The following is a 12,654-nucleotide window of genomic DNA, read 5'->3' as shown; positions in this document are numbered from 1 at the left end:
GCTGCCCTCCTATTCCTTCAAGCCCGAGTGAGCCATCGTCTGAAGCACCATGCGCTGCGTTCCGATAAAGACGAGCAGCGTAGGAATAATCATCAAAAAGCTGGCTGCAGCGAATGTACCCACACGCGCGATCACTCCGGCTCCCCCTTGAATCGTCTGAATAGCAAGCGGCAGAGACTTCATATTTTCACTCGTTGTATACACCATCGCTGGGTAAGGATCATTCCATGCGCTAATGAAGCTGAACAATGCGAACGTAGCAATGGCCGGCTTCAGCATAGGCATAACGATTGACCAAAATATTTTCCATTCTGACGCCCCATCGATCCGCGCTGCTTCCAATAATGCATCTGGAATCTGACGCAAAAACTGTACCATTAGGAACATTCCTACTGGAGCTGCCAAGTATGGCAGGATCAAGGCAAAGTACGTATTCATCAGACCTGATTTACTCATGATCAAGTACTGTGGAATTTGCAGTACAAGTGGAGAGAACATCAGAGACGCGACGATGAGATCGAAGAAAAACTTTTTGAACACCATATTGTGCTTAGCAAGCGGATAAGCTGCCAGCGCTGAAATAATGACACCACCACCGACAATACCTGCCGTGACGATAATGCTGTTCACGATATAACGAATAAATGGTACCGCAGATGTTCCTGTAACGAGCAACAGGTCACGAAAGTTAACCATCGTTGGATTCATTACGAAAAATCTTGGCGGGAACAGAAACAGCTCACTTATTGGCTTGAGCGCTGTCGACGCAAGATATACGAGCGGCATAAGCATTAACAACCCAAACGCTGTTAGAAAGGTATAGAGACCAATGCCGCCCCAGTCAATTCTTCTTCTTATGGATCGTAATCGAGACATCATTAATCCCTCCCCAACAGATTAAAGATTAGGCGGTTCAAGCCCATCATCAGCAAGAACAGCACCACTGCAATGGCAGATGCATAGCCCATCTCGAATCGAATAAATGCGTAGTCGAACAGATGCGTCAATATCGTGTGACCTGCATAAAGCGGACTCGGCAAACCAACGAGCTGCACACTAATATCGAATACTTGCAGCGAGGCGACGACCTGCATAACGGCGCCGAACAGCAGCTGCGGCTTAACCGATGGAACGGTAATATACCATAGGCGCTGCCAGCGGTTGCGAATACCGTCAATATCACCCGCTTCATATAAATCAGTCGGTACGTTCTGCAAGCCGGCAAGGAAGGCAAGGAAGCCTACACCCATGCTCATCCATAGCGAAACGATAACGATAACCGGCACGATGGAGCGAATATCCTGTAGGAATAAGAACGGCTCATCAAAAATCCCAAGCTGAATGAGCCAGTGATTGAGCAAACCCTTCCGGTCCCCTGCAAACATATAAAGCCAAACAACGGACATCGCGGTTCCACTGGCAATCGATGGCGTGTAGAAGCATAGCGTGTAGAAAAACCGATATTTCGTTGGAATTTGACTAATTAACCATGCAAGTAAAAACGCCATAATATAGCCGATTGGACCAGTAATTATCGCAAACTTGAGTGTGATCCCAACAGCCTGCATAAAAATATCATCTTCAATAAAAAGCAGCTTATAGTTGGAAAACCCAATAAAGCGCGGTGATTCTAAAATGTTATAGTACGAGAAGCTTAGCGATACCGAGATAATAATCGGTACGACGATAAAAAGCGTAAACAGGAGCAGGAAGGGCGCTACAAAAAGTAGCGACACCTTACTGCGTTTCACATCAGCCCAGAAGAGCTGCATTTTTTTCTTAAAGCGGGACTCAGAACGGGCCATTACTGCTCCTGCCTGTGTCTCTGTTTTTTCAGCTATCATTCTGTCGTCCCTCCTTGTTCAACATCATCTAGACCAAACTCTTCTCGTTTTTTGGCTAGCTCTTTATCAATTTCCTTAACGCCATCCTCAACCGATTCGCGGACAATTCGACCATTTAGTACGATCTCGTTCCACATATTAGCGATATAACGTGTCGTATAGTAACCACCAAGCACGACCTCGCGCTCACGGAACCATTCCCATTGCTCAAGAATCGCTTCAATATCCTCTGCTTGCCATGGCAAACGCTGCAATGCTTCAACATTGGCTGTATTCCAGCGAGCCTCAACACCAAGCAATGCTTCGAGTTCAGATCCAAAGCGCTCCTGTGCATCTGCGCTAGTCCACCACTTCAGGAATTCCCACGACTGCTCTGGAAACTCGGTATCCTTGAAGATCATACCTGTTTGAGCAAGACCACCCGTTGAACGATTGATCTTACCATCCTCTTGACGCATACCAGGCATTGGCTTCATGCCCCACCAGCCTGTCAGCTCAGGTGCTGCAGTAGATAATAGAATGTACGTAGAGTAGTCAGCTACACCAATTGGCATCTCGCCCGAGCGGAAGCGGTTATAGAAATCAGCCTGCTTCTCGATCTTGTAGTTCGTAAACAATCCCGTCCACATCCGCATCGCTTCAATAGCCTCTGGCGAATCTAGTGCGGACTTGCTGCCGTTCTCGGAATAGAACTCTCCGCCATGCTGGAATAGGAACGGTGCAAATTCATTAATTGCCTGCTTCGTATCATTGATCGCATGCGGATAGAAGAAATCCATACCGTTTTGCTGCAATATAGGAATGAGCTCCATAACGTCTTCCCATGTTTCCGGCATATCCTCTTCCCCATAGCCAAGCTCCGCCATAATGTCTTTGCGATAGAATAGCATATAGAAGTTTTGATTCTCTGGCAGTGCAAAGTTTCCACCGTTGTACTTATAAGGAATAAGTGCTCCTGGACGGAAGCGTGCAGCTACCTCTTCATAATCATCGAAGCTGCCTAGATCGATAAGTGCATTACGTACCGCAAAGTCAATCGGCACCTCGCCATCTACACCAAGTGCAACGTCTGGCGCCAGACCTGAGGTGTTAGCGAGCATTAGCACCTGTGACTGGTTGGCAGGGATAACGTTTACATTAACCTTAATGCCAGTTTCCGGTGTAAAGTCTTCATCGATCATTTGCTTAATAATGTCGACCCAGTCACGACCACGCGCAACCCATACATCAAGTACTTCTTCATCATCGCTATAAACGGTACCTACGCCGCCATAATTTTTCCTAAAGGTTAGCAGTAGATCACTAATGCTTGTGCCAATACGTATATAGATCGGTGCAGCAGGTCTTGGCCAATCCTGATCCGGAGATTTCACGATTAAGTAATCCATAAGCAAGCTTTGTTTGCTTAAGCCGTTAACCCAGATCCCAAGTGAGGATTGTAATTCTCTAAACTGATTCAAACGAGCCGGAATAGAGCGTGTATTCTCAGACATATCAACAAGCACGCCTCTTGCCTCGTAAAGCGTACTAATCTCCGAGCTGCCTTCATCAACACCGAACAAAGACAGCATCGTAATCGCATCCTCGATATTCCACGCCATGCTTTGCAGACGCTCTACGATATTCGGAATATTACGATCTAGCTTCCAGTCCGCATTCGGGTCAGGGTTCGTTCCTGTCACTCGAATTACTTCACGTGTCAGCTCAGACATTTTTTGTGATGTATCAGTAACGAGCTCTAGCACCTCGCCAAGATCTCCAACTTGAACCTCCATTCGAATCGTGTTCTTACCTTCATTCAGATAGAACAAGTAATCCTCTTCATTCGATTGGCTGAAGTTGCTAATTTGCCATTCTTGCTTATAAGGGAACGGCACTGAATTCATCTCGATAAATGGCAGCTCACCGTTAATAAAAACTTTGCGCTGCACAGGGAAGCCATTCAGAAACCATTGTCCGAATCTAGCTCCTATATTGTATAAACCACTTTCGGGAACATCGATCTCCCATTCAGCCCATTGACCACCTTCTCGCCAGCTTAAGCCTCCAAAGCTATTAAGCACGATCGCTTCACTATTGAAAGGAACAGTATCAGGCTCGCGGTCTTCTATTCGTTTTAATGTTGGATCAGATCTTAACGTAGCAAGCTCTGTTTGGAACGTTAAATAATGACCTGTCGTTGCTTTGAGGTTGTCTTGTGCATACTGCGCTGACACTTCCTCGTATGTAGGAATTACTGGCGGTGCATAGACATGAAGCTCACCAATTGCACCAGGCTCACGAATCGCCTCGATACGAATCGTATGCTTGCCCTTGCTAAAGAAAAAATGGAATCCTTGTGCTACTTTAGCCTCTGAATCGATAAAGTCACGATACTGCCATCCGAATACCTCTTGGCGCTTCGGATTGTACTCGTTGCCCTGGTTGTCATACCACGGCTCTCCATATTCCTGCCACATACGCTGGAATTCCACTTGCTTTGCTTGATAGAATGGATATTCTCCATCCACTTGAATACTTCTAACTAGACCTGAACGCTTGCCTTCAAGCGCATAATAGTCCATACCGATCATATAGAAGCCGTCTTGAGGAATGTCTACCTCATACTCTACCCAGCTTTTTTCATCGCGTAATGCGATAACATCACCGAACTTACCATCCAGCTGACGCTCTACCGTTGTACCACTGTCGCTAATTGCGCTGTAATCCATGGAAGGGATCGTAAGATGTATACCCTGAACATCTGTGGCACCTTGACCTACATAACCGTAATAGTATTTGTAATAGGATTGCTCTAGTAACGCACTTGTATTTTCTCCATCTAATAGTGACGCTTCATCCAAATTATCATGGCGCGGCACATCGGCCATTACGTTTTGGTCGAAGCTGCGATTGTTATTCCACCATACTAGCAATGATGCCAGCACGATTAATATCAGTATGGTTCCTGTATACTTTTTCAAAAATCTGACCAAGCTGCTCCCCCCAATCTTAATTTGTTAGCTAATTGCACGGATAAATAATCCGAATCAAGTCGGGGCGACTTGATTCGGATTGTCAGTATCATTGCTTTCGTGTTACTTACCTAGATCAGCCTTAAGCTTAGCAAGATCCTCAGCAAGCATCGATTCAACATCTTCCTTCGCTAACTGAAGCGTTGTACGAGAGTCTACGTTGTTATCAAGCGCATCAAGAATACGAGGCACCCAAATGTTCCAAGCCGCACCATCTAGCGGATTTAGACGTTTTGTAGGGATGTTGGATGCGATCTTCTCATATAGCTTGTAATCCTCTTGACCGCCGAGGAATTCGCTCTTATGGCTTGCATACCAATCTTGTTGAGCAATGTCCGTATAACCAGGCTGGATGGAGTACTTTGTCCAAATCTCCCAAGCTGTTTGTGAACGCATTGCCCATTGTAGATATACCCATGCAGCTTCTTTATTCTCAGATTGAGAAGGAATAACGAAGCTTGAACCACCGATTGGGAAGTTAATGTCGAACGGTAGGTTCGTAACTCTCCATTTACCTGCTTGCTCTGGGAAGTTAACCTCTAGGTCACGTGCACCCCAAGAGCCTAGAGCCATACCCATCAATTGACCAGATTGTACAAGCGGCTTACCTTCATCTGTACCGTATGCTAGATGCGGTGCCCAGCCGAGCTGATTGCCGCGTTTTGTGTAGTCAAGGACTTGAACTAGCTTGTCATTTTCACGAACCCAGCCTAAATTATCATCGAAGTATCCGATCTCGTCACCAGCCCAGTGGATCGGACCATCACGCCATTCCATAACCTGCTTTCCTTGTGCTGCTGCAGCTTGTGCAAGCTGAAGGAAGTTCTCACCGTCTTTAATGAACTCACCAAGCTCTTCTGGATCAGCTGGGAAGCCTAGCTCCTCTACGATATCAGCGCGGTAATACCAAACTCCAGGCGTAGAATCCCACGGCATACCTAACAGCTGTGATCCGTCTGGGCTCATCCAGCGCTCCCAGTTGTATGCAGGAACTAGATCTTTATATTTACCAGCGTTATAAGGCTCTGCAAGAAGATCCTCCAACACGCCACCTGTTACATAACGAGTGAAGTTACCTACTTCAACCTCTGCAATGTCAGGTGCACCCGTGCCGCTCGCTAGTGCTGTTTGCAGGTTGTCGTGCAGCTCTGCAAACGGAACGAACACAGTGTTTACTTTAATATTTGGATATTCAGCCATAAATGCTTCTGCTACTTCCTCGAATACATTCTCGTTAAACACCCAAATAGAAACTTCACCAGAAACATCTTTGCCAAAATCCTCTTCGACAGCTGCCGGTGTTTCAGCATCCGTACCACCATCATTTGTCTGCTCAACATTCGTAGGCGTTGATCCTTCATTATTACCGTTGTTTGTCGTTGTACCGGAGTTGCCACCAGAACAAGCAGCTAATACAAGAATCAATGCTAGCAATGCGAATGTCATTTTACTGAATTTTGCAAATCTCATGTCTTTACCTCCTAATTTGTATTTGTTGGAGAAGCTTTAATGTATGACCCCTGATGTATACTAATTAATATAAACATTAACGAAACCATCTTTTTCACGTTACTTTCCAAGCATTTTTGTTAACGAAATCTTTAGTTTTTCTCCATGTGTTTGCAATCGCTTACACATGCGTTAAAAAAAGAAAGTTTCAATTTATGTAGACTGGAAAGAAAGCGTCACCATAGACGAAAGCGGTTATCGTTTATGTCTATGTTAATAGATTACTTATTTATTAATGATTAGTCAATACATAAACAATAAACTTTCTACTTTTTTTTATTTCATATTAGAGAGGTGGCTCCTGTCCCTATTATAGTAGGCTGTTGTAGTAGATCAACCACGCAATAGTAGATGCTCCTAGTCGAATAGTAGAGCAGATGCTACCGTAATAGACCCATGCCTGCATTAGTAGTGCGGATGCTACCTTAGTAGATACAAGCCCGCTTTAGTGAGCAATTGCTACCTTAGTAGATACAAGCCCGCTTTTGTAAGCAGATGATACCTTATTAGATACAAGCCTGCTTTTGTGAGCAGATGTTACCTTATTAGATCACCCCTCATGTAGCTCTGAGGCAGCTTTAATTATCGCAATGGCTATGCTTGTCCTGGCATAGGCATACGCAAGTATAGGATTACTGGCTCGGCATCAGCCAAGCCAGTAATCATTCTTCTGCTGCTTATTCTTAAGCGGCATACTCCTCTACCTCTAACCCTCAGCAATCAGCCTGCATCCTTTACGATTGCAACTTTTGTCTCGCATTTTATGATGTTAATTTGCCTATTTATACTACCTCATAAGTCAAGTCATCTCTTCATTAATCTATCTAGTATTCCACTACTAGCGTTCCAGCTCCCACACGACGGTCTGAACAGCATGCGGCGGCAGCTTAAGTAGTGCCTTTCCGTCTTTAATATTACCCTTTGCATTAACGGGTACGATAAGCTCTGCATTTTTCTTATTCACATTAGGAGTGTGAAGCAGCTCTTTATCGCCCGTCAAAGTCGTCAATGCAAATTGTTCTTTTACATCCAGCTCAGTTAGGTCGATGGTGACCGATTTGGCAGTCTGATCAGCATTCACAAGCTTCATATATAGATGAGTTTCATCGCGTGTCACGGAGTAGAACACCTCATCATTATAAGCCTCCAGCTTGTACGTGCTATCAAATCGATAGCTCTGTTCATCCAGCTTGCGGTGACGGCAGCTCAGCTGATCGCCGTGCTCTCCGCCATACACCACGCTATAGCTGTACGTAGTATCAGACTCTAGCTGCTCATCATAGGCAGCTCGCATATTGCCCGCCATCGTGCTTGACGCAAAATCTCCAAGCGTATATGCCTCAATTCCTTGCTTGAACACCTTGATTCCAGTCGCTTTTCCGTCCTGTCCAGCTACATATTCAATGACATCGTGCTTAGAGCTGTTCGGATTCTGCAAGCCAACGCCGACATACAGTCCATCATCACTCGTGACATGATGTGCAATAACATCGACCTGCACCCCGCTCCAATTCACATCGAGATACAGCCCAGTACGTTTATGTCCGTTCGGCTTAAGCGTTACACCGACACCTTCCTCCCACATAGACGAATCGCTGCCAGTAAGCCAGCACCACTGCTTTGCAAGCTGCTGCGTAAAGTCCTGTTCAAAAAGCAGCTCTCCGTTATGTGATCTAATCGCGATTGACTTCAGCACAACATGTCCAGCTGCTGTCGATAGAGAAATGCCTCCCTCTGGCTTCAAGCGAACCTTTTTACCGCGACGATACGTATAGTAGTCACTTGGAACAGTTTCTGTACCGATATTCGAAGCAAACATCGTCTGCACATAGTAGTTAGGTGTAAACCATATATCTGTATCATCAAACCAAATGCAGTCCGGCGTCCAGCGGTATGAGCCGTCGGTCAGCACCTTATTGAACAACGGTGCATAAGCAGCTAATCGCACAACATCGGCATTGTTTTCGAAGCCAGTCATAATCGCTGCTTCAGCAATCGCTCCTGCCAATGTGTTTTTATCGTTCGATGCATATTCACCTACAAATACCTTAGAGGTTAATCGTTCATCCAGCTGCCCCTGCTCATCGTACGCACGGAAATAATAATTGTAGCGATCAGCGTTGCGCAGCAAATAATCGTTCGAGCGATAATAGTGCTCGTCAACAATTGTATCCATATAATTCGACTGCTCGCTGTACCACTCTACTGTTTCCACGATTCGTTCGCTTCCATCAGTAAATGCGATCGTCTCAGAGCCCTTGTATTGTCCGCGCAAAAACTTCCAACCCTGCTGATAAGCATCATCGTCTGCCTGTGCTCCGACTGTAGATATAATGATCAGCTCACGACCTGGATAATGCTTCTCCATGTAGCGGTCGATTGCCGTTTTGAACACTTCAAAATTTGCAAAAAACTCTGTTCCCCAGTTTTCGTTGCCGACTCCGAGATAACGTAGATCGAACGGCTCTGGATGACCCATCGTTGCCCGCAGCTTTGCCCATTCATTTCCTTCAAAGTCCTCGCTAATTGCGAAATCTATTAAATCTGTAAAGTTTTTAATATAGTAATCTCTTAATGCACCGCCAGCAGGATTCGCATAATCACTGCGCGCCTGACAGAGCACACCGCATGCCATAACCGGCAATGGTGTAGCATTAAGATCCTCTGCCAGCTGGAAGTATTCCATGTAGCCGAGCCCAAGCGTCATCATATAGCCCCAAACGTTAAAGTTCTCCTTGCGAACTTCAATCTCGCCAACTGACTGCTTCCAATCATATACGTTCTCCCATACATGCGAGCCCTCTGAGATACAGCCGCCAGGGAAGCGTAGAAACTTCGGCTTCATATTTTGCAGTGCGACAACCATATCCTTGCGTAAGCGATAGTTGCTGTTACCGCTATAGTTGCGATGCGCCGATGGCGAGCCTTCCTCTTCCTGTGCTCCCCATACCTTTTCTGGGAATAGCGAAACCATATCAATCGACGTCTCATCACTGAACGTAATTGCCAGCTGACCAAGCACCGTTTCTGTCGCTGTCAGTGTTAGTGGCAGCTCGACGCCGTACTTGCGCCAATTTCCATCAGAATCGATCTGCAGGTCCAGCTCTTCACTGATCGCTTTGCCCTCTGCGTCCTGCAGTACAATATGCAGATTGGAGGAATTAACTGAGCGAGCCCATATGGTAAAGTGGTAGCTGTCTCCAGCGATAAAGGACATCGCGCAATGATGATTGCTGTCATTGAAGCCCTTATTAATAAGCGTAGCACCCGCAGGTGCGGTAATATAGGTATTATTCACTTCAGCGTCCGTCAGCTTAAAGTACTCATTAAGTCCGCCTTCGCTGCAAACTCTCACTTGATCAACATCGCCGTACCAGCCCTCTAGAGGATTACGTCTGCGGCCAGTGGAGTGACCGTGCTCACCGCATACGTGAGAGAAGCTATCGAAGCTAAACGCCTCAAAGCTGCGATTGCGGACAAGCTCTGCATAGATACCGCCATCGGCAGCGTTGTTAATATCCTCGTAGAACAAACCATACATAACAGGACTGACCTGTTCTGATTTGCCATTAGGCTTAAGGACGATTTCATACGGAACAGTAGACGCTGGAAGCACTGTTAGCTCCATCGAGGTCTGATAGCTTGCTGCTCCTCTAGTTAATGTTGCTGTAAGCGTAACGGCCTGCGGCTTTTCTAGTTGTGTATTAATGATGCCTCGATGAGATAGAACCTCTGGGTTAGAGGAAGTCCACTCTACCGTAACGAGTCCTTTCAATAATTCCTCAGGTAGCTCTAGCGATTCAGTCACGATAGAGGTTGGCAGCGTAATGTCGATTTGTCTTGCAAGCTCGATAATTTGCTCATCGCTTAATGTTTCGCACATTAGCTCGATGACCTGCTCATCAGACAAAGTCGCTGCATACAATCTGAAGTCAGAAATCGCCCCTCTAAAATCATGATCGGCTGCGAATTGGGAATGACCAATATAATTTTGGCGATACCCATCGCCTTCAAGCGTAGCAAGCCACTGCCGATAAGCAAGATATGTGCCACTCGAGGTTTGACTAATCGTACCATCGACGACAAGCTGCCCGTTCAAGTAAAGCTTTGGACCAGCCTTGCTTTCCGTCGCGCCTTTTGTACCGCTTACAACTAACGCAACGTGAATCCACTCACCAACTGGAAGCTGCTTATTGTAGTCTACCGCAAGATCGGAGCCGTTAAAGCATACACCTCGCAAATTCCGCGTCAGGAACATATACGGTCCCTGCGGTCCTTCACCAAAGTCGAAAATTCGTTCCCATACACTTTGTCCCGGTTCTAAATAAATCCAGCTCGCAACCGTTAGTCCTGTATAGTCATTAACCTCAGCCAGGATCCCCGCTGGAAGCTGAAAGTAGCCACTTCCATGCACGCCACCATCGAATACGATCGCTGGTCTGCCCTTCAACTGTTTAGCCGCAACCTTTCCGTAAACGGTTGCATGATTGTCCAAACCAGAACAATCGAAGCCAGCTTGCGCTTGAGCCTGTGATTGTGTTTGTGCCGCAGCTCCTTGCGAAGCATCGGTTCTTTCACTTGCCAACACCTCCGCTTTTTGCGCTGCATCCGTTGTTGCTTTATTCGCAGCTTCGGCTGACAAACCAACTCGTTCATCCGTTGTCTTCGCATAATGTAATATCAATCGTTGCTGTTTATGTACATCTGTCACAAGACCACCGCCAATCCTCATTATTATTAATAAATTAATTAAATATTAACCTTTATGCGAATCAGTTTAACCTACACCTTCCCATTTTTCAATAGTTGAATGAAGAAAAACACCTTTATATATAGGTTTTTGCCTGTTTTCTATCTGTTTTTAAATTAAACACTAGACAAAGCAGTAGGTTTGTGTGATATTAATATTATTGTAAATATTTAATGTTTATATTAACTAAATTACTATGAGGAGGATTGATTTTACCCTATGTCTACCACTGAGTACGTAAACCCGATTATTCCTCAGCGAGCTGATCCTTGGATTTATAAACACACAGATGGTTACTATTACTTCACTGGATCGGTGCCAGCCTATGATTGTATAGAGCTGCGTAGAGCAACGACGATCAATGGTCTTGCAGATGCTGAGCCTGTTGTATGCTGGAAAAAGCATGATTCTGGTCTAATGAGCGCGAACATTTGGGCCCCTGAAATTCATTATATTGATCAAAAGTGGTACATCTACTTTGCCGCTGCACGCACAACAGAAACTAACGATGGCTTATTCGATCACCGTATGTTTGCACTTGAGTGCGAGGCAAGCAATCCACTTGATGGTCCTTGGGTTGAGAAAGGTCAAGTTAAAACAAAATGGGAGTCTTTCTCTTTAGATGCTACAACGTTCGAGCATCATGGTGTTCGTTATTATGTATGGGCACAAAAGGACCCGAGCATTAAAGGAAATTCTAATCTATATATCGCACCGATGGCTAACCCATGGACAATCTCAGATCAACAAGCGTGCATCTCTACCCCAGAATATGATTGGGAGAAAATCGGCTTCCTCGTAAATGAAGGGGCTGCTGTCATTAAACGAAACGGAAGAATCTTCATTACTTATTCTGCAAGCGCTACAGATCATAATTATTGTATGGGCTTGCTGTGGGCAGATGAGAACAGCAACTTGCTTGATCCTGCTTCTTGGCACAAATCACCTGCTCCAGTCTTCACTACACATGAAGAGCATTCCATGTTTGGTCCTGGACATAACAGCTTTACTGTTGCCGAGGATGGAGAAACAGATATACTTGTTTATCATGCCCGCGACTGTAAGGAAATGATTGGAGATCCGCTGTATGTACCAAACCGCCATACTTGCGTGCAGCCTATAAAATGGACGCCATCAGGCTTCCCTGACTTTGGCAAGCCGTTAGCTAAGTCATCAATTCCATTAGCAGCAGGTGTAAAAGCCTAGCGAATATCGACATACCGCTCGCTATGATCTAAAAGTTACAGCTCTATCAACATTAGTTGCATAGGTATATGATTAGATAGTAGCTTATAGCATTGAACAGTCTTCTATTGATTGTTAAATTATAGTGTTTACGTTGAGACTAGCTTGATCGTTTAGGCTAGCATTATTTAATGATAGGTCTAGCTATCTAGTACCTCTCGTTAACACATTAGCTCGGTCCTCTGCTTATTGTAAAAGCAGTGGTCCGGGCTTTTTTATTCATAAGCGTATATCATGGAAAGCAAAAAAGCATGCGCAAGGGCCATTGAAGCGAATATCGCTCAATTTATGG

At 45.3% G+C, this 12,654-nt stretch carries 7 protein-coding genes; 1 reads left to right on the top strand and 6 read right to left on the bottom strand.

Annotated elements, in window-relative coordinates; all coding sequences use genetic code 11:
- Positions 1 to 9 precede the first annotated feature (9 nt).
- The 6 genes from M3180_RS11395 to M3180_RS11375 form a co-directional block, all read right to left on the bottom strand.
- On the bottom strand, positions 10 to 879 hold the full coding sequence (locus M3180_RS11395; protein ID WP_251667587.1) for a carbohydrate ABC transporter permease: 870 nt from the start codon (positions 877 to 879) through the stop codon (positions 10 to 12).
- Complete coding sequence (locus M3180_RS11390; RefSeq protein ID WP_251667586.1) at positions 879 to 1,844, bottom strand: carbohydrate ABC transporter permease; 966 nt, start codon at positions 1,842 to 1,844, stop codon at positions 879 to 881. Before M3180_RS11390 ends, M3180_RS11395 begins: the two co-directional genes overlap by 1 nt.
- Positions 1,841 to 4,819 carry an extracellular solute-binding protein gene (locus M3180_RS11385; RefSeq protein WP_251667585.1) on the bottom strand — a complete coding sequence of 993 codons (2,979 nt, stop codon included), beginning with the start codon at positions 4,817 to 4,819 and terminating at the stop codon, positions 1,841 to 1,843. Before M3180_RS11385 ends, M3180_RS11390 begins: the two co-directional genes overlap by 4 nt.
- Positions 4,820 to 4,921: 102 nt before the next feature.
- Positions 4,922 to 6,328, bottom strand: a complete 1,407-nt coding sequence (locus M3180_RS11380) for an ABC transporter substrate-binding protein (RefSeq protein WP_251667584.1) — start codon at positions 6,326 to 6,328, stop codon at positions 4,922 to 4,924.
- A 633-nt stretch (positions 6,329 to 6,961) separates the two neighbouring features.
- Positions 6,962 to 7,087: a hypothetical protein gene (locus M3180_RS22740; RefSeq protein ID WP_285855695.1), complete on the bottom strand. Its 126-nt coding sequence runs from the start codon at positions 7,085 to 7,087 to the stop codon at positions 6,962 to 6,964.
- A 118-nt stretch (positions 7,088 to 7,205) separates the two neighbouring features.
- Positions 7,206 to 11,078: an alpha-L-arabinofuranosidase C-terminal domain-containing protein gene (locus tag M3180_RS11375; RefSeq protein ID WP_251667583.1), complete on the bottom strand. Its 3,873-nt coding sequence runs from the start codon at positions 11,076 to 11,078 to the stop codon at positions 7,206 to 7,208.
- A 258-nt stretch (positions 11,079 to 11,336) separates the two neighbouring features.
- On the opposite strand from M3180_RS11375, the gene M3180_RS11370 reads away from it, so the two are divergent.
- Positions 11,337 to 12,323: a glycoside hydrolase family 43 protein gene (locus M3180_RS11370; RefSeq protein ID WP_251667582.1), complete on the top strand. Its 987-nt coding sequence runs from the start codon at positions 11,337 to 11,339 to the stop codon at positions 12,321 to 12,323.
- The last annotated feature ends 331 nt before the right edge of the window (positions 12,324 to 12,654 follow it).

It is taken from the genome of Paenibacillus camelliae, from assembly GCF_023715345.1.
GTDB lineage: Bacteria > Bacillota > Bacilli > Paenibacillales > Paenibacillaceae > Pristimantibacillus > Pristimantibacillus camelliae.
The sequence above is the reverse complement of the archived record's forward strand: the minus strand, read 5'-3'. Positions and strand labels throughout refer to the sequence as shown.